This window comes from Sphingomonas sp. GC_Shp_6, from assembly GCF_026540835.1.
Lineage (GTDB): Bacteria > Pseudomonadota > Alphaproteobacteria > Sphingomonadales > Sphingomonadaceae > Sphingomonas.
Genome location: NZ_JALNUO010000019.1, coordinates 1 through 24089, shown reverse-complemented (window position 1 = coordinate 24089; position 24089 = coordinate 1). Strand labels below are relative to the sequence as shown.

General features: G+C 67.8%; 19 protein-coding genes, 1 tRNA gene and 1 pseudogene. 5 read left to right on the top strand and 16 right to left on the bottom strand.

The features are described from left to right. Nucleotides 1-45 precede the first annotated feature (45 nt). The 9 genes from OXQ95_RS16300 to OXQ95_RS16260 form a co-directional block, all read right to left on the bottom strand. The gene (locus OXQ95_RS16300; RefSeq protein ID WP_267382534.1) at nt 46-1641 is read right to left on the bottom strand and encodes a choline dehydrogenase; all 1596 of its coding nucleotides are present in this window, start codon (nt 1639-1641) and stop codon (nt 46-48) included. Nucleotides 1642-1722: 81 nt separating this feature from the next. Further along, nucleotides 1723-3012 (bottom strand): dicarboxylate/amino acid:cation symporter, encoded by a 1290-nt coding sequence (locus OXQ95_RS16295; RefSeq protein ID WP_267382532.1) that lies wholly within the window; start codon nt 3010-3012, stop codon nt 1723-1725. Then, the gene (locus OXQ95_RS16290; RefSeq protein WP_267382531.1) at nt 3009-4847 is read right to left on the bottom strand and encodes a glycogen debranching enzyme; all 1839 of its coding nucleotides are present in this window, start codon (nt 4845-4847) and stop codon (nt 3009-3011) included. The genes OXQ95_RS16295 and OXQ95_RS16290 overlap by 4 nt, the downstream gene beginning before the upstream one ends. Continuing rightward, a complete protein-coding gene (locus OXQ95_RS16285) occupies nt 4844-6457 on the bottom strand; it encodes an alpha-D-glucose phosphate-specific phosphoglucomutase (protein WP_267382530.1) in 1614 nt (537 codons plus the stop codon). Before OXQ95_RS16285 ends, OXQ95_RS16290 begins: the two co-directional genes overlap by 4 nt. Beyond that, nucleotides 6454-7875 (bottom strand): glycogen synthase GlgA, encoded by a 1422-nt coding sequence (glgA, locus tag OXQ95_RS16280; protein WP_267382529.1) that lies wholly within the window; start codon nt 7873-7875, stop codon nt 6454-6456. The genes OXQ95_RS16285 and glgA overlap by 4 nt, the downstream gene beginning before the upstream one ends. A gap of 127 nt (nt 7876-8002) precedes the next feature. Beyond that, nucleotides 8003-9259 carry a glucose-1-phosphate adenylyltransferase gene (glgC, locus tag OXQ95_RS16275; protein WP_242097104.1) on the bottom strand — a complete coding sequence of 419 codons (1257 nt, stop codon included), beginning with the start codon at nt 9257-9259 and terminating at the stop codon, nt 8003-8005. Between the two features lie 35 nt (nt 9260-9294). Continuing rightward, on the bottom strand, nt 9295-11469 hold the full coding sequence (gene glgB / locus OXQ95_RS16270; protein ID WP_267382528.1) for a 1,4-alpha-glucan branching protein GlgB: 2175 nt from the start codon (nt 11467-11469) through the stop codon (nt 9295-9297). After that, entirely contained in the window at nt 11466-13898 is a 2433-nt protein-coding gene (locus OXQ95_RS16265) for a glycogen/starch/alpha-glucan phosphorylase (RefSeq protein WP_267382567.1), read from the bottom strand. Before OXQ95_RS16265 ends, glgB begins: the two co-directional genes overlap by 4 nt. A gap of 331 nt (nt 13899-14229) precedes the next feature. After that, a complete protein-coding gene (locus tag OXQ95_RS16260; RefSeq protein WP_267382527.1) occupies nt 14230-15564 on the bottom strand; it encodes an Nramp family divalent metal transporter in 1335 nt (444 codons plus the stop codon). 178 nt (nt 15565-15742) lie between these two features. Here OXQ95_RS16260 and OXQ95_RS16255 point away from each other — a divergent pair, with 178 nt between their 5' ends. Next, entirely contained in the window at nt 15743-16183 is a 441-nt protein-coding gene (locus tag OXQ95_RS16255) for a DUF2147 domain-containing protein (protein WP_267382526.1), read from the top strand. Between the two features lie 36 nt (nt 16184-16219). Here OXQ95_RS16255 and OXQ95_RS16250 read toward each other — a convergent pair whose 3' ends face one another. After that, complete coding sequence (locus OXQ95_RS16250; RefSeq protein WP_267382525.1) at nt 16220-16849, bottom strand: DNA-3-methyladenine glycosylase 2 family protein; 630 nt, start codon at nt 16847-16849, stop codon at nt 16220-16222. Nucleotides 16850-16969: 120 nt separating this feature from the next. Here OXQ95_RS16250 and OXQ95_RS16245 point away from each other — a divergent pair, with 120 nt between their 5' ends. Beyond that, on the top strand, nt 16970-17287 hold the full coding sequence (locus tag OXQ95_RS16245; protein ID WP_267382524.1) for a 2Fe-2S iron-sulfur cluster-binding protein: 318 nt from the start codon (nt 16970-16972) through the stop codon (nt 17285-17287). A gap of 1 nt (nt 17288) precedes the next feature. On the opposite strand, the gene rlmB is transcribed toward OXQ95_RS16245, so the two are convergent. Next, on the bottom strand, nt 17289-18041 hold the full coding sequence (rlmB, locus tag OXQ95_RS16240; protein WP_242097110.1) for a 23S rRNA (guanosine(2251)-2'-O)-methyltransferase RlmB: 753 nt from the start codon (nt 18039-18041) through the stop codon (nt 17289-17291). 147 nt (nt 18042-18188) lie between these two features. On the opposite strand from rlmB, the gene OXQ95_RS16235 reads away from it, so the two are divergent. Beyond that, nucleotides 18189-18274, top strand: a tRNA-Tyr gene (locus OXQ95_RS16235). Between the two features lie 77 nt (nt 18275-18351). Here the strand turns inward: OXQ95_RS16235 and OXQ95_RS16230 are convergent. The 5 genes and pseudogenes from OXQ95_RS16230 to OXQ95_RS16210 all read right to left on the bottom strand — a co-directional run bounded on the left by OXQ95_RS16230 (nt 18352) and on the right by OXQ95_RS16210 (nt 21278). Next, a complete protein-coding gene (locus tag OXQ95_RS16230) occupies nt 18352-18534 on the bottom strand; it encodes a hypothetical protein (protein WP_267382523.1) in 183 nt (60 codons plus the stop codon). Nucleotides 18535-18790: 256 nt separating this feature from the next. Further along, nucleotides 18791-19081, bottom strand: coding sequence for a hypothetical protein (locus tag OXQ95_RS16225; RefSeq protein ID WP_267382522.1), 291 nt, complete (start codon nt 19079-19081; stop codon nt 18791-18793). Nucleotides 19082-19342: 261 nt separating this feature from the next. After that, a pseudogene (locus OXQ95_RS16220) lies at nt 19343-20281 on the bottom strand (IS1182 family transposase); the annotation flags it as partial. A 151-nt stretch (nt 20282-20432) separates the two neighbouring features. Beyond that, nucleotides 20433-20852, bottom strand: coding sequence for a DUF3617 family protein (locus tag OXQ95_RS16215; RefSeq protein WP_267382521.1), 420 nt, complete (start codon nt 20850-20852; stop codon nt 20433-20435). A gap of 171 nt (nt 20853-21023) precedes the next feature. Further along, nucleotides 21024-21278: a hypothetical protein gene (locus OXQ95_RS16210; protein WP_267382520.1), complete on the bottom strand. Its 255-nt coding sequence runs from the start codon at nt 21276-21278 to the stop codon at nt 21024-21026. A gap of 506 nt (nt 21279-21784) precedes the next feature. Here OXQ95_RS16210 and OXQ95_RS16205 point away from each other — a divergent pair. Together OXQ95_RS16205 and OXQ95_RS16200 are read left to right on the top strand one after the other, a co-directional pair. Beyond that, entirely contained in the window at nt 21785-22231 is a 447-nt protein-coding gene (locus OXQ95_RS16205) for a DUF2231 domain-containing protein (RefSeq protein ID WP_267382519.1), read from the top strand. A 5-nt stretch (nt 22232-22236) separates the two neighbouring features. Then, entirely contained in the window at nt 22237-23547 is a 1311-nt protein-coding gene (locus tag OXQ95_RS16200) for a sorbosone dehydrogenase family protein (protein WP_267382518.1), read from the top strand. Nucleotides 23548-24089: the final 542 nt, after the last annotated feature.

Sequence of the window (24089 nt, the reverse complement as noted above, 5' to 3'; positions counted from 1 at the left end):
CCGAGGTAAGGTCACCGCATCCTAAGATCATCCCGCTCCAGCCGATCAGCTCGCCCGGATCATGTCCGCCGCTTTTTCCGCGATCATGATCGTCGGCGCGTTGGTGTTCGAGCTGACCAGATTGGGCATCACCGAGGCGTCCACCACGCGCAGCCCGGTGAGGCCGCGTACGCGCAGTTCGGGATCGACCACCGCCTGCGCATCGTCCGCCGCGCCCATCCGGCAGGTGCCGACCGGGTGGTAGATCGTCTCGGCGGTGGCGCGCACCCAGGCGTCGATCTCGGCATCGCTGCGCACCGCCGGGCCGGGCGCCAGTTCGGCGTCGCGACAGGGATCGAGCGCGGCCTGCGACGCCACGTCGCGGCCGATCTTCACCGCCTCGCGCATCACCCGGCGATCCTCGGTGCTGGCGAGATAATTGGCGTGAATCACCGGATCGGCGAAGGGATCGGCCGACGCGATGCCGATCCGGCCGCGGCTTTCGGGGCGGAGCTGGCAGAGATGCAGCGAGAAGCCGTCCTCCACGGGCTTGTGCTTGCCATGTTCGCGCATGATCGCCAGCACCGCATGGATCTGGATGTCGGGGCGCGACAGCCCCGGCCGCGACGGCAGGAACGCGCCCGATTCGAGGAAATTCTGCCGCCCCAGCCCGGTGCCGCGCAGGAGATATTCGACGCCCACCGCCAGTTGCCGCCACCCCTTGGTCGCGGCGAACACGGTCGTCAGCCCCTTGCTGCGCCAGTTGAGGATCACGTCGAGATGGTCCTGCAGATTCTCGCCCACGCCCGGCAGATCGTGCACTACATCGACGCCCGCCGCGCGCAGCCGCCCGGGATCGCCGATGCCCGACGTCTGGAGGATCTGCGGCGATTGCACCGCGCCCGCACATAGCAGCACCTCGCGCGCGGCGTCGGCGCGCACCACCTGTTTCCGCCGCCCGGCGACATACTCCACCGCCACCGCCCGGCCGCGTTCGACGACGATCCGCGTGGTGCGCGCGCCGGTGACGACGGTGAGGTTCGGCCGCGCCAGCACCGGCCGCAGATACGCCTCCGCCGCGCTCCACCGCCGGCCGTTGGAAATGGTGAGGTCATAGGGGCCGAAGCCTTCGAACCGCTCGCCGTTGAAATCCTCCGTGGTCGGATAGCCGGCCTGCGCCCCCGCCGCGATCAGCGCGCCGTTGAACGGGCTGTCGCTCTCGCCCGCCGAGACGTGGAGCGGGCCGTCGCTCCCATGCAGCTCGCCGCCGCGATGGTGGCGTTCCAGCTTGCGGAAATAGGGCAGCACGTCGGCGAACGACCAGCCGGGCAGGCCCATCTGCCGCCATTCGTCATAATCCTGCGGGTGGCCGCGCATATAGATCATGCCGTTGATCGCCGAACTGCCGCCAAGCCCGCGGCCGCGCGGCCAGAACAGGCGGCGGCCGTCCAGATGCGGCTCGGGCTCGGTCAGGAAGCCCCAATTATGGGCGTTGCGGTCCTTCATGATCTGCGAGACGCCCGCGGGCATCCGCACCAGCATGCTCGTGTTGCGCCCGCCCGCTTCCAGCAGCAGCACCGACACGCCCGGATCCTCGCTCAGCCGCGCGGCGAGCGTGCACCCCGCCGAACCGCCGCCGACGATGACGTAATCCTGGCCCATGCGCCTCTCCCGATCGCGGCGCCGTCAGGAGCGTCTCGCGTGCATGGATGCTATGCCGCCCGGCGCGTGCGGTAAAGCCCGTCAGCCGCCGAGCGCCGCCGTCAGCCGCGCGCGGTCGAGCCCGCCCTCCCAGCGCGCGACGACGATCGTCGCCACCGCATTGCCGATGAAGTTGGTGAGGCTGCGGCATTCGCTCATGAACCGATCGACGCCCAGGATCAGCGCCATCCCCGCCACCGGCACCGACGGCACGATCGACAGCGTTGCCGCCAGCGTGATGAAGCCCGCGCCCGTCACGCCCGCCGCCCCCTTGGACGACAGCATCGCGACCCCCATCAGCAGCAGCTGCTCGCCGAACGCCAGGTGAACGCCGCACGCCTGCGCGATGAACAAGGCGGCGAACGTCATATAGATGTTGGTGCCGTCGAGGTTGAACGAATAGCCCGTCGGCACGACCAGCCCGACGATCGCCCGGTCGCAGCCCGCCGCCTCCAGCTTGGTCATCAGGTTCGGCAGCGCGGCTTCCGACGACGAGGTGCCGAGCACCAGCAGCAATTCGTCCTTCAGATAGGCGACGAGGCGCAGCACCGAAAAGCCGTGCGCCCAGCCGATCGCGCCGAGCACCACGACGACGAACAGGATCGCGGTGAGATAGAAGGTCGCGACCAGCGCGCCGAGCTGCACCAGGCTGCCCGCGCCATAGGCCCCCACGGTGAAGGCGATCGCGCCGAACGCGCCGATGGGGGCGAGGCGCATCAGCATGCCGACGATGCGGAACACGATCAGCGTCAGCCGCTCGATCAGGTCGAGCACCGGCCGCGCGGGCTCGCCGACGAGCGACAGCGCGACGCCGAACAGAATCGCGACGAACAGCGTCTGGAGGATCGATCCCTCGGTGAGTGCGGAGACCATCGTGTCGGGGATGATGGCCATCGCGAAACCGGTGAGGCTCGTCTCGTGCGCGGCGGCGGCATAGCCCGCGACCGCGCCGGCATCGAGCGTGGCGGGATCGACGTGCAGCCCGGCGCCCGGCTGGAGCAGATTGCCGATGGCGAGCCCGACGAAGAGCGCGAAGGTGGAGACGACGAGGAAATAGCCGAGCGCCTTGGCCGCCACGCGCCCCACCTGCCCCAGTTCGCGCATCCCGGCGATCCCGCCCGCCAGCGTCAGGAAGATCACCGGTGCGATCACCATCTTCACCAGCTTGATGAAGCCGTCGCCCAGCGGTTTCAGCGCCTTGCCCGTATCCGGCCAGAGATGCCCGATCAGCGCACCGATCACGATGGCTGCGAGCACCTGAACGTACAGATGCCGCCAGATCGGCAGCGGGCGGGCGGGCGCGGCGTCGGTCGCGGGGGTCGGCGGGATCATGCCGCGTTCTGGCCGGGAACCGCGCGGCTGTCGAGGATGCGCGCGCGGGCCAGCGTCACGCGGCGCGCGGGGCGATCGAAGCGTAGGATCAGCGTGTCGTCGCCATCGGGCAGCCGCAGTTCGAAGCCTTGGGCGGCGTCCCATGCCTCGGCCGTCATCGGCCGGCCGGCGAGATCGCGCCAGTCGCCATGTTCCAGCGCTACGGGGTCGGCGAGCGGGGTGCCCGCGCGAAACGCGGCGAGCGCGGCGACGAAAGCCTCGAGCGCGGTGTCTCGCCCCGCCCAATCCACCCAGCCGGTGGCATTGTCCTGCGCATAGGCATTGTTGTTGCCGCCCTGGGTGCGGCCGAATTCGTCGCCCGCGGCCAGCATGATCGTGCCCTTGGACGCGAACAGCGTGGCAAGCAGCGCGCGCCGGTCCGCATCGCGCCTGGCGAGGATGGCGGGATCGTCGCTCGCGCCTTCGGCCCCGCCGTTCCACGACCAGTTCTCGCCATGGCCATCGCGGCCGTCCTCGCCATTGGCCGCGTTGTGACGGCGTTCGTGCGCCACCAGATCGGCGAGCGTGAAGCCGTCATGCGCGGCGATGAAGTTCACGCTGCGGGTGGCGGCCCCGCGGAAGATGTCCGCCGACCCCGCGATCCGCGTGGCGAACGCGCCCGCGCCGCCGTCGCCGCGCCAGAAGCGGCGGACATCGTCGCGGTAGCGGTCGTTCCATTCGAGCCAGGTCTCGGGAAAGGCACCGAGCCGGTAGCCGCCGGGGCCGATATCCCAGGGCTCGGCGATCATGACGCGGCGGGCGAGCAGCGGATCGGCGGCGATCGCGGCGAAGAGCGGCGCGTGCGCGTCGAAGCCTGGCCCGCGCGCGAGGATGGGGGCGAGATCGAAGCGGAAACCGTCCACGCCCGCGCGCGCGAAATGGCGCAGCGCTGCGAGCGTCAGCGCGCGCACCGGCGGATAGGCGAAATCGAGCGTGTTGCCCGTGCCGCTGTCGTTCACCAGCGCGCCGTCCGCCCCGCGCCGATAGGCCCGGTCGTCGAGCCCGCGGAAGGAGAGGGTGGGGCCGCCTTCGTCGCTTTCGCCGCTATGGTTGAACACCAGATCGAGGATCGTGCCGATGCCGGCCGCGCGCAGCGCCGCCACGGTGGCGCGCAGTTCGGCCACGCCGCCTGGCACCAGGCCGGGATCGAGCGCCATCGGCACGACGGGGTTGTAACCCCAGGCGTTGACGAGCCCCAGCGGCGGCAGATGCCGCTCGTCGATCCAGGCGACGATCGGCATCAGCTCGACCGCGGCCACCTTCAGGCGTTGCAGATGCGCGATCACGCCCGGATGCGCGAGCGCGGCGAGCGTGCCGCGTTGCTCGGGCGGCACGTCGGGATGGCGCATCGTATAGCCGCGCACGTTCAGTTCGTAGATCAGCCCGCCGGCCGCGAAGATCGGCGGCGGCGGATCGGTGGCGGGCAGGGGGGCGGGCACGATGGCCTTGGGCACCAGCGCCGCCGTGTCGACGCCGCGCGCGCCGAGCCGCGGGTCATAGGCGAAGCGGCGGTCGAGTTCGGTCGCATGCGGATCGACCAGCAATTTGGCGGGATCGAAGCCCGGTGCCGCGCCATCCGCGCGGTAGCCATAGCGCGTGCCGGGCGGCGCGTCCGCCGTCTCGGCCACCCAGGCGTCGCCGCGGCGCGCCATGGCGATGCGCGTCTCGCGATCGCCGTCGAACAGGCAGAGCGCGACCCAGGCGGCGTCCGGCGCGCGCACCGCGAACCGGGTGACGCCGCCGCCGACCCGCACCCCCCAATCTCCTCCCGCGCCGGAGGAGACCGGTTCGCTCACGTCACCACGTCCGGCGCGGTGCGGCCGGTATGCGCGGCGATGCCGGCGATCGCCTCCGCCGCCGCGACGATACCGGCGAGCATCGCGGTCGTATCGCCGTCGATCGCCACGGCTTCGTAACGTTCGAGATACACGCGCAGCGTCGCGCCCTGCGTGCCCGTGCCCGACAGGCGGAACACCACGCGGCTGCCGCCTTCGAACAGCACGCGCACGCCCTGGCGCAGGCTGGTCGATCCGTCGACCGGATCGGCATAGGCGAAATCGTCCGCCGCCGCGACGACCAGGTCGCCGAACCGCGTGCCCGGCAGCGTCTCCAGCCGCGCGCGGAGCGCCGCCATCAGCGCGTCCGCGCCCGCGCTCGCCACGCCCTCATAATCATGGCGCGCGTAATAATTGCGCCCGAACCGCGCCCAGTGATCGCGCGCGATTTGCGCCGCGCTCTCGCCGCGGACCGCGAGGATGTTGAGCCACAGCAGCACCGCCCACAGCCCGTCCTTCTCGCGGACATGGTCGGAGCCGGTGCCCGCACTCTCCTCGCCGCACAAGGTCGCGCGCCCCGCATCGAGCAGGTTGCCGAAGAATTTCCAGCCAGTGGGCGTCTCATAGGCGGGGATGCCCATCGCCTCTGCCACCCGGTCCGCCGCCGCGCTCGTCGGCATCGATCGCGCGATGCCCTTCAGCCCGGCGGCATAGCCCGGCGCCAGATGCGCGTTGGCCGCCAGCATCGCCAGGCTGTCGGAGGGCGTGATGAAGATGCCCCGGCCGATAATGAGGTTGCGGTCGCCATCGCCGTCCGACGCCGCGCCGAAATCGGGCGCATCGGGGGCCATCATCGTGGCGTGGAGTTCGTGCGCATGGACGAGGTTGGGATCGGGATGGTGTCCGCCGAAATCCTCCAGCGGCATGCCGTTCCGCACGGTGCCGAGCGCGAAGCCCAGCCGGCGTTCGAGGATCTCGGTCGCATAAGGCCCCGTCACCGCGTGCATCGCGTCGAATGCCATCGTCAGCCCCGCGGCGCGGATCGCGGCGAAATCGAACAGGTTCTCCATCAGCGCGGCATAATCGGCGACCGGATCGACGATCTCGACAGGCATGCCGCCCACCGCGATCTCGCCGATCGTGTCGAGGTCGATATCGGGCGTGTCTTCCGCCAGCCAGCGGTCGATCGTCTTCGTCCGCGCGAAGATCGCATCGGTCACGCCCTCGGGCGCGGGGCCGCCATTGGCGATATTGTACTTGATGCCGAAATCGCCGTCGGGGCCGCCGGGATTGTGGCTGGCGCTGAGGATCAGGCCGCCGATCGCGCCGCACTTGCGGATCAGGTGGCTGGCGGCGGGGGTGGAAAGGATGCCGCCCTGTCCGACGATCACGCGGCCGAACGTCGCCGCCGCCGCCATCCGGATCGCGGTCTGGATCACGGTGCGGTTGAGGAAACGCCCGTCGCCGCCGATCACCAGCGTGGCGCCCGCCTTGTCGTCCACCACGTCGAACAGCGACTGGATGAAATTTTCCGCATAATGGGGTTGCGCGAAGACCGGCACGGTCTTGCGCAGGCCCGAGGTGCCGGGCTTCTGATCGGGAAAGGGCGTGGTGGCGACGATGCGGATCATGCGGTTTCCGTGAGATTGCGGTAGAGTCGGGCATAGCGCAGTCCGCTGCGTGCCCAGGAGAAATCGGCGCGCATGCCGTTGCGCTGGAGCGTGCTCCAGACGGTCGGCTGCGCGTGGAGCGCGATCGTGCGGGCGAGTGCGCGCAGCAGCGTGTCGGGGTCGACGCCGTCATGGACGATGCCCGTCGCCACGCCCGCCGCCAGCGCGGCCTCGTTCGCGTCGATTACCGTATCGGCGAGCCCGCCGGTGCGTGCGACGACGGGCACGCAGCCATAGGCCAGGCCGTATAACTGGGTCAGGCCGCAGGGTTCGAAGCGCGACGGGATCAGGATCGCGTCGGCGCCGCCCTGCAACCGGTGCGACAGCGCCTCGTCATAGCCGATCCGCACGCCGATCCGGCCGGGATGGCGCGCCGCCGCCGCCAGGAACGCGGCCTCGAGCGCGGGTTCGCCCGAGCCCAGCAGCGCGAGGCGGCCGCCCATCTGCACCAGCGCGTCGGTGAGGCCGGCGAGCACGTCCATCCCCTTCTGCCCGGTCAACCGGCTGACGACGGTGAACAGCGGGCCGCCTTCGCCGAGCCCATATTCGCGGGCGACGGCGCGCGCATTGACGCGGCGCTTGGCCAGGGTGCGCGCGGTGAAGGGCTGGGCGAGCGCGGCATCGGCCTCCGGGTTCCACACCGCCGGATCGATGCCGTTGACGATGCCGTGCACCGATGCGCTGCGCGCGGCGATCAGCCCTTCGAGGCCCATGCCGAACTGAGCGCGGTGGATCTCGGCGGCATAGGTCGGGCTGACGGTGGTGATCGCATCCGCCGCCTCCAGCCCCGCCTTCAGGAAGCCGACGCCGCCATAATATTCGACGCCGTCGAGCGCGAACGCTTCTGGCGGCAGATCGAGTTCGGGAAAGATCTCCGCAGGAAAGGCGCCCTGGAACGCGATATTGTGGATCGTCACGATCGTGCGCGTGGTGCGCGCCGGGGCATAGCGCAGATAGGCCGCCGCCATCGCCGCCTGCCAGTCATGCGCGTGGAGGATGTCGTAATCGCCCGCGATGTCGGCGGCGGCGCGGCCGAGCGCGGCGAAGCGGCGCCAATTGTCGGGATAGTCGCCCTCCGCATCGCCATAAAGGCCGCCGCCGCGCGCGAAGAGCGCGGGCGCATCGAGCACGAGGAGGGGGTGGCCGGCGATCTCGCCCTTCAGCAGCCGCGCGGGGGTGCCGAGCAGATCCGGCCAGCGCCGCACCACCCTGGCGCGGCCGATCGCCTGGCCTACCGCCGGATAGCCCGGGATCAGCGTCGTGACCGCAACGCCGTGCGCCGCCAGCGCACCGGGCAGCGCGCCCACGACATCGGCGAGCCCGCCCGTCTTGGCGAGCGGGTATGCCTCGGAGGCGACCGAGAGGACGGAAAGCGTCATCCTATGTTCCCCAGCGAAGGCCGGGGCCCAGTTGGGGGACTCAGGTGATGGAGCGAAGCGCGCGCCAAAATGGGCCTTCCCCACTGGACCCCGGCCTTCGCCGGGGAACGGTCGCGGCATCTGTCACTCACAACCGCGCCACCATCGATCCGGTAATCAGGCACACGCCATTGTCCGTCCGGCGAAAGCGCTGCGCGTCGAGGATCGGGTCCTCGCCCACGACCAGCCCTTCGGGGATCTCCACGCCGCGATCCACCACCACCTTGGACAGCCGTGCGCCGCGGCCGATCACGCAACGCGGCAGGATCACCGCCTGGTCGAGCTGCGAGAAGCTGTGTGCGCGCGTGCCGGTGAAGATCAGGCTGCGGTGGATCGCCGCGCCCGAGATGATGCAGTCGCCCGAAACGAGGCTCGACACCGCCTCGCCGCGCCGACCGTGCACGTCGTGGACGAATTTGGCGGGGGGCGTCACCTCCGAATAGGTCCAGAGCGGCCAGCTCCGGTCGTAGAGGTCGAGCTGCGGCACCACGTCGGTCAGGTCGATGTTCGCCTCCCAATAGGCGTCGATCGTGCCGACGTCGCGCCAATAGGCGGCGGGCTCGCCCTCGGTGCGCACGCAGCTGTCGGCGAAGCGGTGCGCCATCGCCTTGCCGTGTTCGACCAGATAGGGGATGATGTCCTTGCCGAAATCGCGGGTCGATCCCGGCGTTTCGGCATCGCGGCGCAACTGGTCGAACAGGAAGCGCGTGTTGAACACGTAGATGCCCATCGAGGCGAGGCTGACATCGGGCTTGCCGGGCATCGGCGGCGGATCGGCGGGCTTTTCCACGAACGCGGTGATCCGGTCGTCGCCGTCCACCGCCATCACGCCGAAGCCGCTCGCCTCGGCGCGGGGCACCTCCATACAGGCGACCGTGACGTCGGCGCCCGCATCGCAGTGCTGGCGCAGCATCAGCTCGTAATCCATCTTGTAGATGTGATCGCCTGCCAGGATCACCATATATTCGGGCGCGTGGCTCTCGATGATGTCGATATTCTGGTACACCGCATCGGCGGTGCCCTCATACCATTGGAACTCGCTGATCCGCTGCGAAGCGGGCAGAATGTCGAAGCTTTCGTTGCGCTCTTCGCGAAGAAAGTTCCAGCCGCGCTGCAGGTGACGGATGAGCGAATGCGCCTTGTACTGCGTCGCCACCCCGATCCGGCGGATGCCCGAATTGATCGCGTTGCTGAGCGCGAAATCGATGATCCGGCTCTTGCCGCCGAAATAGACCGCGGGCTTCGCGCGCGTGTCGGTCATCTCGAACAGCCGGCTGCCGCGCCCGCCCGCCAGCACATAGGCCATGGCGTCGCGGGCAAGCGGTTGCCCCCTGCGGTGATCCATCCTCGTCCCGTCCATCGCCACCGCTCCCGGCTTGTCTATGCGGCATCATTCCGCACTTGCTCGTCCAGTTCCAGCATGATCGTGGCGAGCGGCGGCAGCGTGATCCACGCCACCCCGCCACGCGCATCCACCGCGCCCAGATTGCCGAGCCCGCTGCCCGAGTAATCGAGCGCGTCGCTGTTCAGGATCTCGCGCCAGTGTCCGTCCGCGGGCATCGGCACCCGGTAGGGCGCGCGCGCGATCGGGGTCATGTTGGCGATCACCACCACCGGTTTCGCGCCCGGCGCGCGACGCACCCAGGCGAACACCGAATTCGCCGAGTCGTCCGCGATCAGCCATTCGAACCCCTCCGCCTCGCAGTCGCGCGCGTGGAGTGCGGGGTGGCTGACATAGAGGTGGTTCAGATCACGCACGAGCTTGCGCACGCCCTCGTGCGCGCGGGCCTGGCGCAGATCCCAGTCGAGCGCGCGGCTTTCGTCCCATTCGCGGCGCTGCGCGAATTCCTGGCCCATGAACAGGAGCTTCTTGCCGGGATAGCCCCACATCAGCGCATAGAGGCAGCGCAGATTGGCGAATTGCTGCCAGTCGTCGCCCGCCATCTTGGTCAGCAGCGATCCCTTGCCGTGCACCACCTCGTCATGGCTGAGCGGCAGGACGAAATTCTCGCTGAAGGCGTAGTGCAGCCCGAAGGTGATCTCGCCGTGATGGTGGCGCCGATGCACGGGCTCGCGCCGCATATATTGCAGCGTGTCGTGCATGAAGCCCATGTTCCACTTGAAGCCGAAACCCAGGCCGCCGGCATCGGCAGGCGCGGACACGCCGGGCCAGGCGGTGGATTCCTCGGCGACCGTGAACACGCCGGGATGCTGCGCATAGACCTGCGTGTTCATGTTGCGCAGGAAGCCGACCGCTTCCCAATTCTCGCGCCCGCCGGCGTCGTTGGGGATCCATTCGCCCGGCTCGCGCGAATAGTCGCGGTAGAGCATCGAGGCCACCGCATCGACGCGCAGCCCGTCGACATGATAGCGTTCGGCCCAGAACAGCGCGTTGTTGACGAGAAAACTCGACACCTCGCGCCGCCCGAAATTGTAGATCGCGGTGTTCCAGTCGGGATGGAAGCCGAGCCGCGGATCCTCGTGCTCGTAGAGCGCGGTGCCGTCGAACCGCGCCAGGCCGAACGCGTCGGTGGGGAAATGCGCGGGCACCCAGTCGACCAGCACGCCGACCCCCACCTTGTGCGCGCCGTCGACGAAGCGCGCGAAGCCCTCGTGATCGCCGAAGCGCGCGGTGGGCGCATAGAGGCCGGTCGCCTGATAGCCCCAGCTCGGATCATAGGGATGTTCGCTGATCGGCAGGAACTCGATATGGGTGAAACCCATCTCGATCACATAGGGGATCAGCCGGTCGGCCAGCGCGTCCCAGCTCAGGAACCAGCCGTTTTCGTCGCGGTCCCAGGATCCGGCATGGACCTCGTAGATGCTGATCGGCACGCGCCGCGGATCGATCCCCGCCCAATGCGCGCGGTGCGCGGCATCCTGCCACACATGTTCGGGCGGCGCGGTCGTGATCGACGCGTTGGCCGGGCGCAGCTCGGCGGCGAAGGCGAAGGGATCGGCCTTCAGCGGCTGGACGGTCCCGTCCGGGCCGATGATCTCGAACTTGTAGCGGCGGCCGGCGCCGATATCGGGCAGGAAGATCTCCCACACGCCCACGTCGCCCCGCCGGCGCATGCCGTGGCGGCGCGAATCCCAGTCGTTGAAATCGCCCACGACCGCGACGCGCTGTGCGTTGGGCGCCCAGACCGCGAAATGGATGCCGTCCGCGCCCTCGTGATGGACAAGGTGCGCGCCCATCTTGTCGTGGAGCCGCAGATGCGTGCCCTCGGCCATCAGCACGTCGTCGATCGGGCCCAGCACGGGGCCGAAGCTGTAGGGATCGGCCACCCACCATTCGCTGCCGCCACCCGTCGCGCGGTAGCGCAGCGGCTGCGGATCGCCCGTGATCGGCCCCTCGAACAGGCCCTCGTCGTCCACCCGATCGAGCGTGCCGAGCGGCGCGCCCGCCAGATCATGCGCCTCGGCGGTCTCGGCGCCCGGGATCCAGATGCGCGCGAACGCGCCTTCGGGTCCCGCATGGACGCCCAGGAGCGCGAAGGGATCGGCATGGCGACCCGCCATCAGCGCGGCGATGGCGTCCGCGGGGGGCGTCACATCACGTTCCAGATGTCATGGGCATAATCCCGGATGGTGCGATCGGAGGAGAACCAGCCGACGCGCGCGACGTTGCGCACGGTGGCGCCGCGCCAGCCCGCGGCGTCCTGCCAGCGCGCATCGACGTCGCGCTGGGCCTGGGCATAGGCATCGAAATCGGCGGCGACCATGAACCAGTCGTGATCGCGGATCCCGTCGACCAGCCCGGCATAGCGCGCCGGATCGTCGGGCGAGAACACGCCCGAGCGGATCGCCGCCAGCGCCTGCGACAATTCGCGCGAGGCGGCGATCGCGTCGCCCGGCACATAGCCCTCGGCGCGTTTCGCCGCCACCTCGTCCGCGGTCAATCCGAAGATCACGATGTTCTCATGCCCGACATGATCGCGGATCTCGACATTCGCGCCGTCCAGCGTGCCGATCGTCAGTGCGCCGTTCAGCGCGAACTTCATGTTGCCGGTGCCTGATGCCTCCATCCCCGCGGTCGAGATCTGTTCGCTCAGATCGGCCGCGGGGATGATCTTCTCCGCCAGCGAGACGTTGTAATTGGGCACGAACGCCACCTTCAGCATGCCGCCCACCGCCGGATCGGCGTTGATGCGCCGCGCCACGTCGCCCGCCAGCTTGATGATGAGTTTGGCGTTATGATAGCTCGACGCCGCTTTCCCGGCGAACAGCTTCACCCGCGGCACCCAGTCGCGCTCGGGATGGCTGCGGATCTGGTCGTACAGCGCCACGGTCTCGACGATGTTGAGCAATTGCCGCTTATATTCGTGGATCCGCTTCACCTGCACGTCGAACAGCGCGTCGGGGTTCAGCCTCAGCCCCATCGTCTCCTTCAGATAGTTGGACAGCGCCACCTTGTTCGCGCGCTTCACCTCGGCGAACCGCTCGCGGAACGCCGCATCCTCGGCGAACGGCGCCAGATCGGCCAGCCGCTCCGCATCGTCGAGAAACGCATCGCCGATGGCATCGCGGATCAGCGCGGTGAGCGCCGGATTGCACTGCTGGAGCCAGCGGCGCGGCGTGATGCCGTTGGTCTTGTTGTTGATCCGGTCCGGGTAGAGGCGGTGGAGATCGGCGAAGACGGTGCGCTTCATCAGATCGGTGTGGAGCGCCGCCACGCCGTTCACGCTGTGCGATCCGGCAAAGGCCAGGTTCGCCATCCGCACGCGCCGCTCGCCGCCCTCGTCGATCAGGCTGATCGCGGCGATCGCCTGGTCGTCCGCGCCGCTCTTGCGCGCCTCGCGCAGCAGCTTGGCGTTCACGCCGTACACGATCTGCATGTGCCGCGGCAGCAGCCGTTCGAACAGCGGCAGCGGCCAGCTTTCCAGCGCCTCGGGCAGCAGCGTGTGGTTGGTGTAGCCGAAGGTCCGCTTCGTGATCTCCCACGCCTCGTCGAAGCCGAATTCGTGATGGTCGATCAGCAGCCGCATCAGCTCGGCGACCGACACTGCGGGATGCGTGTCGTTCATCTGGATCGCCGCCTTGTCGGGCAGCGTGCGGATGTCGCCGAAATACTGGACGTGGCGGCGGACGATGTCCTGGATCGAGGCGGACGAGAAGAAATATTCCTGCCGTAGCCGCAATTCCTGCCCCGCCGCGGTGGAGTCCGCGGGATACAGCACGCGCACCAGGCTTTCCGCGCGGTTCTGCCCGGCCAGCGCGCCGATATGGTCGCCCGCGTTGAACGCGTCGAGGCGGATCGGGTCGAACGCCCGCGCGGTCCACAGCCGCAGCGTGTTGACGCGCTTGCCGCGCCAGCCGACGACGGGCGTGTCGACCGCGATCGCCTCCACCGCTTCGGCCGGCTTCCAATGCACCGCATCGCCGTTGGTGGCCGCCACCTCGCCGCCGAAGCCGATGAAATACGCGCTCTCGCGCCGTTCGAACTCCCAGGGGTTGCCGTAAGCGAGCCAGGTTTCGGGCAGTTCGACCTGCCAGCCGTCGTCCAGCCGCTGGCGGAACATGCCGTTCACATAGCGGATGCCATAGCCGTACGCGGGCAGATCGAGGCTCGCGAGGCTTTCCATGAAGCACGCCGCCAGCCGTCCCAGCCCGCCATTGCCGAGCGCGGCGTCGGGCTCGATCTCCTCGAGCTGCGCCAGATCGACACCCAATGTGGCGAGTGCGCGCGCGACATCGGCGTTGCGGCCCAGATTCGAGATCGCGTCGCGCAGCAGCCGGCCGATCAGGAATTCGAGGCTCAGATAATAGACCCGCTTGGCGCCTGCGGCATGCGCTGCCTTGGTCGATGCCATCCAGCGTTCGATGATGTCGTTGCGCACCGTCAGGATCGTCGCCGCCAGCCAGTCGTGCGGCCGCGCCGCCTGCGCATCCTTGCCGATCCGGTGGACGAGCGTGTCGAGGATCGTGTCGGCAAGGCGCTCGCGCGCGGGAGAAGCGGCGTCAGAAGCGGAGGGGGCGGGCATGGCGGCATCCGGATCGTGGACGGAAGATGCCACCCTAGTCCCGTTCCCGGACTTGTCGATCCGTGTTCCGGCGCTTCGCATCCGATTCCGCGCGTGTCTCGGGGGCAGTCGACGGGGCGGGTCGGTTCGCGCGAAGTCACGATGAAGAAGGCGGTTCACGCGGCGGCGCGGAGGGATGGCTCCGGCCGCGATGTCAGCGCGTCATCATCGGTGGGTGAAGATAAGAGCGCTGCCGTGCTCGAACCATCTCCGCGCCTCCGCGCCGCCGCGTGACCCCCTTTGGCGCGGCACGAACGGTGTGAAAGACGGAGCCAACTCACGCCGTTCCGGCCTAGATCATCCCCCACAACAGGGTGCCGTTCAGGCCGACGATCAGCGCGCTCACCGCCCAGGCGACCGCCTGCAGCCAGCGCGGGTTGGCGAACGGGCCCATCACCGCCATGCGGCCGGTGAAGATCACCAGGGGGATCACCGCGAACGGCAGTTGCAGGCTCAGCACCACCTGGCTCAGCACCAGCAGCTTCGTCGCGCCCGCATCGCCGCTGGCCGCCACCACGAACACCGCGGGCACGATCGCCAGCAGCCGGGTGACGAGCCGCCGCGCCCAGGGCGGAATGCGCAGATGGAGGAACCCCTCCATCACGATCTGCCCCGCGAGCGTTCCCGTGACGGTCGAATTCTGCCCCGCCGCCAGCAGCGCGACCGCGAACACGACGCTCGCCGCCCCGGCGCCGAGCAGGGGGGCGAGCAGCCGGTACGCCTCGTCGATCTCGGTCACGCCGCTATGGCCGCCGCCGTGAAAGGCCGCGGCGGCCAGCACCAGGATCGCGGCGTTGATGAAGAAGGCGAAGCCGAGCGCCGTCGTGCTGTCGATCGTGGCGAGGCGGATCGCCTGGCGCTTGCCGGCATCGTCTTCGGCAAAGGCGCGGGTCTGCACGATCGAGGAATGGAGATAGAGATTGTGCGGCATCACGGTCGCGCCGAGGATGCCGATCGCCAGATACAGCATCGCCGGATCGCGCACGATCGCCGCGCTGGGCCACAGCCCCGCGGCGGCGGCGCCCCAATCGGGCCGCGCGAGCACCAATTCGAACGCGAAGCAGCCCGCGATCACGACGAGCAGTGCCACCACGAACGCCTCCAGCCGGCGAAATCCCTTGTTCTGGAGCGCGAGGATCAGCAGCACGTCGAACGCGGTGACGCACACGCCCCACAGCAGCGGCAGCCCGAAGAGCAGCTTCAGCGCGATCGCGGTGCCGAGCACTTCGGCCAGATCGCACGCGACGATCGCGATTTCGCACACCAGCCACAGCGCGACGGAGACGGCGCGGGGGTAATGCTCGCGGCACGCCTGCGCCAGATCGCGGCCGCTGGCGATGCCGAGCCGCGCCGACAGCGCCTGGAGCAGCATCGCCATCAGGTTCGACAGCAGCACCACCGACAGCAGCGCATAGCCATAGGCGGAGCCGCCGGCGATGTCGGTCGCCCAGTTGCCCGGATCCATATAGCCGACCGCGATCAGATAGCCGGGCCCCGCAAACGCCAGCAGCCGTCGCCAGAACGGCCCGCCCACTGGCACCGCGACGCTGCGGTGGCTGCCCGACAGCGACGCGCCGGACGGATCGGTGCGCGCACGCGTCGCGGCGGGGGGATCGAGGGGCGGCATTGCGCGGCGCCTTGCACGGATTGGGCCGCGCCCACAACGACATCGGCGTCGATGCGGGCTTTCGCGGGCGACAGGATCGGGTAGAGGGCGCGGAACCCGAAAGGCAACCGGGCCGTCCACCCCGCGTTCAGCCCGGGGCCTCCATCAGGCCGTTCACCGACACCGACAAAGGATCGATATGCGTTTCCGTCCCCCAGCGCTGCCCCCGATCGTCGCCGGCATGTTCACGGCCGCCGCGCTCGCCGTCGGCGGGCCCGCCGCCGCCGCGGTGCCCATCGTCGGCCATTGGCTGACCGAGGACGGCAATGCCGTGATCGCGGTCGCGCCATGCGGGCGGGTGCTGTGCGGCCATGTCGAACGCGTCGTGAAATCGCCGCCGGGGGCCGCCAAGACCGATTCGCACAACCCCGATCCGGCGCTGCGCGGCCGCCCGATCGTCGGCGTGCCGATCCTCACCGAATTCACCGACGCCGGCGCCGACTGGCGCGGCCGCATCTACAATCCCGAGGACGGCCGGACCTACAAGTCGATCGTCACGCACGAGACGAACGGCACGCTGAAGGTGAAGGGCTGCATCTCCTTCTTCTGCCGCGCCCAGACCTGGAGCCCCGCGAAGTAGGAGACGCCGGGTCGCGCACTCCGGTGGTCCTGGGTTTCACACCGGCGCGGCATCCGCGCCGGCGCCGTAATGGTGCCAGGTGAAGATCGCCGCCGCGCCGCGGTGGGGGCGCCAGGCTTCGGCGAGGTCGCGCGTCATCCGTTCGCTCGGGCGGGTCGCGTGGCCGAGGATGCGGCCCACCTCGATCTGCACCGCCAGGTCGCCCGCGGGCCAGATGTCGGGGCGTCCTTCGGCGAAGAGCAGATACACCTCCGCCGACCAGCGCCCGATGCCCTTCACCGCGACCAGGGCGGCGATCGCCGCCTCATCGTCGTCCGGCAGCCGGGCGAGATCGAGCCGTCCGCTCGTCACCTCGTCGGCCAGGCTGCGCGCATAGGACGCCTTTTGCCGCGACAGGCCGGCGGCGCGCAGCGTCTCGTCGTCGGCGCGCGCGATCGCGGCGGGATCGGTCGCGCCGCCGACGCCTGCGTCGAGCCGACGCCACACCGCGTCGGCCGAGGCGACGCTCACCTGCTGCCCGACGATCGTGCGCAGCAGCGTGGCATAGCCGCGCTCGCGGATCCGCGGCGCGGGATAGCCCACGCGCGCGACGGCCGCGGCGAAGGCGGGCTCGATCGCACCGAGCGAATCGAGGCCGGCGCGAAGCTGCTGCGCGTTCAGGCCCATCGCGCTCGATCCCCGATCGCCCGATCCCCGATCGCCCGATTCCCAATCGCTTGATCCCCAATCGCTTGATCCTGGGCCGGCGGCGCGGCATGGCCGGGGGGGAGTTTCACGGAGACCGTCATGCCGCAGCTTACCGTCATCACCCGCCAAGGGGAAGAACGCACCCTCGACGGCGAGGCCGGCCTGTCGGTGATGGAGGTGATCCGCGAGGGTGGCATCGACGAGCTGCTCGCGCTGTGCGGCGGCAATTGCAGTTGCGCCACCTGCCACGTCCATGTCGATCCGGCCTGGCTCGATCGCCTGCCCGCGATGGGCCCGGACGAGGACGACCTGCTCGATTCGGTCGACGACCGCGACGCCACGTCGCGGCTGTCGTGCCAGATCCCGTTCGAGGATTCGCTCGGCGGCCTGATCGTCACGATCGCCGCCGAGGAATAGCTCAACCGCGCGCCGCGACCGCGTAGAGCGCGACCGCGGCCGCGTTCGACACGTTGAGGCTCTCGACCGCATCGGTGATCGGCAGCTTGGCCAGCTCGTCGCAATGCGTCTCGGTGTTCTGGCGCATGCCCTCGCCCTCGGCGCCGAGCACGATGGCGATGCGCTGCGTGCCCATCACCTGCGCGAGCGTCTGCGACGCATGGCCGGTGAGGCCGATCCGCCAGAAGCCGGCCGCCGCGATCTCCTCCAGCGCGCGCGCCAGATTGACCACGCGGACCCAGGGCACCGTTTCCAGCGCGCCGCTCGCCGCGCGCGCGACCGTGCCCGATTCGGGCGGCGCGTGCCGGTCCTGCGTCACGATTCCGAGCGCGCCGAACGCCGCCGCCGAACGCAGGATCGCGCCGACATTGTGCGGATCGGTCACTTGATCGAGCACCACGAGCGGGCGCTGGTCGTGCGCACCCTGCTGGAGCAAATCGCCCAGATACAGGTCCTCGAGCGGATCCACCTCTGCCACCAGCCCCTGGTGCGGCGCATCGGAGGGCACGAGCCGGCCGAGATCGGCGACGTCGGCGAAGGTGACGGGGATGGTGGACGGGATGCTGATCCCCAGCGCCGCCATCGCCTCGTGCGTCGCCCAGAGCTTGCGCACCACGCGTTCGGGATTGGCGAGCGCGGCGGTGACGGCATGCCGCCCCCAGAAACGGGGACGGCCGCCGGGGGCCTGGCTCGGGCGGTGGCCGCGGCGTGCCATCAGCGGGCCCCGCGCGGCGAGAAGGAGAGATATGCCATGGCCGCTTCCGCTAGAAGCCGCACGGGCGCGGCGCAACCCGCGGTTCTCGCGTTGACAGGGGGCGAGGCGCACGGCATGGAGCCGCCTCGCTCGAAAAAGCGGCCCAATGGACAGGTGGCCGAGTGGTTAAAGGCAGCAGACTGTAAATCTGCCCGTGCAAGCGTACGCTGGTTCGAATCCAGCCCTGTCCACCAAGGCCCAGAAAAAAGGGCCGGATCACAAAGGGTTAGCCGTCGTCGGTAATCCTTCCCCACCGATAGACCAACACCAGCTATCGGGTGCTAGCGGGCTGGCGAGCCCCAGATCCGGCAGCAGCATTGTACGCGGCCGACGCGTCAATTAGTTCACGCGATGACTGCTGATCGGTCCCGCGGATGCCGAGAAACAGCAGCGCAAGCAGGCCGAACGCCAGGTTACCCAGAAAAACGCCAAGCGCGATTTTGCCGACTAGCATGCGAAGCTCCTTAGAAGGCGAGGACGCTAGGCCTGCCGCAGAGACGATGCTAGCCGCTTCGGCGCGCCGCTGCCCGATCGGCGCCCGCATGGCTGCCGCGCCGCCCGCTGCGCTTCTAGCTCGTCACCGCCAGCCTGCGCGATCCACGCCCGCAATGTTCGTGAGCAAGCGCCATAATGCCGTTCGATACCGCGCCAGCCATCGGCGAGATAAACGGCGGCAAATTCATGCGGCAGCGGAAGGCATTTTACAAAACTCAAAGCGGGATTACCCCAAAGTCGGCTTCTTCAAGTGACTCCACGATCATTCGGCGGACGGCGGGGTTCGCCCGGTTGCAAGCCTGCGCGATGGCGCGGAATAGGCCGTCCTCGGGGTCGTCATCTTCGGGCGGATGGTAATCGCCGCTGGCGACTCGTAGCCGTAGCACCGCGGCGCGCGTCTGTTTCGCGGTCCAGCCATTCGCCAGCGCGTCCGCCAGCATAGCGTCCCGATCGGTGTCAGAGTCGAGCTTCAGGGTCGCTGCGTGATGCTCGAAGGACAACGCCATCTGCCGTCGTTCGGGTGGGAACGCCCGAGCCACGGCCAACAGCCGGGTGAAGTCGCTCAGATCGGTTGCGGATTTGTGGATAGGCGTCGAAACGGGACCCCACCTGTCAGCAACGCAAGTAGTTGTTTCTAAAATGGAAAACCCGTTTTCAAGGGGGTCCCGATCGGCGCCGATCGGAACCCCTTCTATCCGAAATTATCGGCCAAATTGATGTAGTTACAATGAGATATGATGGGGTCCCGTTTCGACGCCTATCTACACGATACCGGCCGCTTCGCAGGCCAGCACTTCGGGACCCGAGAAGTAGCCGCGATCCGCAAGCACGGTGAGCGTGCCGCTGCCCGTCGCTTCACGCGCCTGGCGGCCCATGCTCGCCAGCGATGTCCGGTCGTGGCTCAGGTTGATGATCTCATGCGCGACGATGATGTGGCTGCCGGTATCGACCGCCGCCTGAAGGTTGTAGCCGACCTGCCCGGTGCCCGTGCCTGCCGACGCCATCGCGTGGGCATCCGGGTCGGTCAGCGAGATCTGCCGATCAGGCGATGCCGCTACTGCCTGTTCCATCGCTTCCAGTTCACGCATCTGGCGTCGAAGCTCGTCCAGGCGTGTGGTCAGCCGCGCCGTGCGCAGGTCAGCCGCTTCGCCTTCCTGCCGGTCGGCGGTGTCGAGCATGCCGAGATAGCGCTCGATGCTGGCATCGAGCTGTTCCATCCGGCGTCGGATGGTCACAGGCGTGAAGTTGCGATCGCGTGCGTTCACCGCCCGCATGCGGCTACCGTCCACCGCCACAGTCCCACCGGCGATCAGGCCCAGGTTGCGGCACACCATGACGAACCGCCGGCACGCAGCCTGGATCGCAGCGCCGTGCTCGCGGCGGAAGTCGGCGACCGTCTTGAAGTCGGGCGCGAGCTTGCCCGTCAGCCACATCACCTCGACGTTGCGGCCCGCTTCGCGTTCCAGCCTGCGGCTCGACTGCACCTGGTTCAGATAGCCGTAGATGTAGAGCTTCAGCAGCGTCGCCGGATGATAGCCCGGACGCCCGGTCGCCGCCGCGTCGGCAAATCCCAACGCTGCCAGGTTAAGCTCGTCCACGAACACATCGACGACGCGAACAGGACTGTCCTGAGCGACGTAATCGTCAACACAATCAGGCAAAAAAAGCTGCTGCCGGCGGTCGCAACCCTCGATGAAACGACCCATCCGACGCCTCCCGCTAACACCTCACGGCATAGCATATTATGTCGTTTTCACACAGCCTCGGTGGTGAGCGGCCCGTCTGCTTTCTGGCAGGTGGATGCGGAAAAATCGGAAAACGCGACCGCGCCATACCTGCAAACGCCCCATCGGGGTGTTACCCGCCGGTTCTCACCGCACGCTGATCGAGCACGATGCTGATCGGCCCTCTCGATGTGACCCCTGCCACCGTTGCGCGCCCGACAAACCCTGTCCTGTCGTATGTCCCGCCGCGCGTGATGTGCAACGGATCGCCTTGCTTCTGCGGACAGGAAAGCGTCTGCATATAACGTCCATCCTCGACCCGCTGACCTTCGATGCGACACATCGCTTTGGGATCCGGCGCAAGAAGCGTTTCGATGCCCTGCGCAGCCGTAAGTCGCTTTTCTTCGGATTTGGTCTTGCCGCGCGCCATGCGTTGCAGGAACTTGGGTATGCCCGGCACCGCCATCTCCACGACGGTCGATTTTACTTCCCATCTACCGGGTTGAACGATCGGAGCGGCGGCGGCGATAGCCATGACAAGGAATATCTTCACGACTGATCAGTGCCTCGCCCGGGCTGGGTGGGCAAGGTTAAAGCGACGAAGATCCAAAAGACTCTTGAATGGAACTTCCACGCCTCAATTACTAAATAGAACACATCTTACATGATGATGTATAAAGCGGGTGGCGGAAGTCGATTCGGCCACCGCGCCTTGAGCCTCGCGTTACATGTTGTTGCCGTTAGGGCTATCGCCGTTCGACGACCCCATTGAGGAATTCGTATTCGGCATCGTCTTCTTATGCATAGCCTTCTTATGCATGGTCTTCTTGTGTGTCATCATGTGCTTTGCCGGCATCTTGCCGCTTGAGGTGGACATCGAGCCGCTCTGCATGGCGCTTGAGTTGCCCGCGGTCATCTGGGCGCCAGCGGCACCGGTCAAAGTCATGGCGGCTGCGGTAACGATCATCATGTTAATCATGTGACTCTCTCCTGACGTACCGCACCGACCTTCGTGTCAGGGGGCGTCTGAGACAGAATGCTTCCCGAGCGATGTCGGACCCAACCTGTTGAAAATAGCCCGAAAAGCGGGCTAGTGATGATCGTACGTTGATTGGATAGGTCGAGCCGATCTCTCGCGTCTTTCTGATCGCTCCGTTCGCGGTTAGCTGTGCCGAGTGGGAAAGACACGTTTTGCGGCGTTTGCGACTGGCGCCTTCTGGCGTCCGCATTGCTAATCGCGGATGGCGCATTGTGGTGGAAAGCTGGCGACAGTATTGCAGGCAGCGAACGACTGAAGCGTGCCGAGACGGAGTCATTACGGTTCCCAATCGAACCGCGTCAGTGGTGTCCATTGTGGCCGCGGCCAGCGGCCGAGATGAATGAACGCGAATTTGCCTGCATCGCCGGGTTGCCCGCCACCCGCGCACGCTGCTAGCCATGGATGGGACATCCGGGCACCTGGTTAGCCGGTCGAACTACACCGCGATGAAGGAGCCGAACATGGCGAGGTCAATGGGCGAAGGTCCGATGCCGGTGCACCCGTTCTTCATCGGGCTGGGTGGGACGCTGCTGATCGCGGCGCTGTTCACCGACTGGATGTATTCCGAAAACTCGCTGATGCAGTGGGCAAACTTCTCGGCGTGGCTCATCACTGGCGGCCTCGTGCTGGCGTTGGTCGCCGTCATCGTGCTGCTGCTCGAGATGGCGTTACTTCGGCTGGGACCGGTCCGCTGGATCGATCTGGTGCTCGTCGGTGCAGCGGCGCTCCTGTCGCTCGTGAACGTGTTCGTCCACACGCGCGATGCCTGGACCTCCGTGGCTCCGACCGGCATCACCCTGTCGCTGGTCGTCGCCATCCTATTGCTGATCGCAGGGCTTCGCGGTTGGCGTGTCACTGCCATCCGATCGTTCGAGCGGGGGGACGTTCGATGATCGGCATGCATCTCAGAGCGACGGCCGGGCTGGCCCTTCTCGCATCGATCACCGCATGCAGTGGCCCAGGCGGCGACCCGTCACGGCAGTACGGCGCCAATCCCTATCTCCCCGAGCCGGAGCAATATCTGATTCCGCCGATGAGCGTGCCGCAGGTGGTCGGCTGGAAGTCGGGCGAAACGCCGACGGTCCCCGCCGGGATGCGCATTCAGGCGATGGCGAGCGGACTGATGCACCCGCGCATCGTCTATCCTCTGCCCAATGGCGACGTCCTCGTCGTCGAGAGCAACGGCCCGGGCACCGAGCCCTTCCGACCGAAGGACTATATTCAGGGCAAGGTGAAAGCACGCGCCGGCGCCGCGGCCAAGGGCGGCAACCGTATCACGCTGGTGCGCGACGCCAATGGCGACGGCGTGCCCGAAATGACCACGGTGCTGGTCGATCATCTCCACTCGCCCTACGGCGTGGTGTGGGTCGCTGGCACCCTGTACGTCGCCAATACCGACGCGATCATCGCTTTCCCGTTCACGCCCGGGCAGACCAAGATTACCGCGCCTGGCGTCAAGCTGGCCGACCTGCCCGCTGGACCGATCGATCACCATTGGACCAAGTCGATGGTTGCCAGCCCGGACGGATCGAAGCTGTATGTCGGCGTCGGTTCGAACAGCAACATCACCGAGAACGGCATGGCGGTCGAGGAGGGACGCGCCGCGATCTACGAGGTGGACCGATTGACCGGCGCCAAGCGGATCTTCGCGACAGGCACCCGCAACCCGACCAATCTGGCAATCCAGCCCGGAACCGGCCAGCTGTTCGCGGTCGTCAACGAACGCGACGAGATCGGACCTGACCTCGTTCCCGACTATCTGACCTCGATCAAGGAGGGCGGCTTCTATGGCTGGCCTTACAGCTATTGGGGGCAGCATGTTGATGTTCGCGTTCACCCGCAGAACCCGGCAATGGTCGCAAAGGCGATCAAGCCGGATTACGGGCTCAGCTCGCATGTCGCGGCACTGGGTGTCACGTTCAGCCAGGGCGAGACGTTATCACCGCGGCTCAGCAATGGCGCGTTCGTCGGCGAGCATGGCAGTTGGGACCGCGAGCCGCTGAACGGCTATAAGGTCGTGTTCGTGCCTTTCGCCAACGGCAGGCCCAATGGAACGCCGGTCCCGATCGCGACCGATTTCCTCGCGTCCGATCACAAGACGGTGCGCGGACGGCCGGTAGGCGTGGCGCTTGACCGGACAGGAGCGCTGCTCATCGCCGATGATGTCGGGAATACGGTCTGGCGGGTCAGCGGCGTCGCTGGACGCTAGCGCAATACCAGCCTTTTGGCTGTGATGCAGATCCCGACGTACCCTGGCGACGGAGTGGTGATTGGTGATGAGCAGTCCGGCCGCTTCAGGGTTCTGCCGCGGTGAGGACTCCCGCACTAACCCTGAAAACAGGCAAATAGGCCTGAAGCAAAGTCCGATTTCGAAGCTCGAAAAGCCTGCACGAGTGACCCACTTTTGGTCGAAGTGGCTCTCGAGGCCGCAACAGCGGCGGCGCCGGTCCGCGATTGGTTTACCTCAGGGCCCAGAAATGCATAAGCGATGAGGCTGCGCAGCCCGTGCGCGGCATGACAGCGCCGGCCTTGGCTGCGTCGATCGAAGCGTTGACGGCGAGCATGTTCGGCTGTGTCGCCGGGTCAGCAATGAGTGCGACGATCCTATCGATGAAGAGCGCGCGACGCGCCCGGCCGGCAAGTCTGAAAGCGAGTTTAGACAACAAACGCGCGGTCGCATCGTTCTATCGTCAAGGTTGTGGATAGGCGTCGAAACGGGACCCCACCTGTCAGCAACGCAAGTAGTTGTTT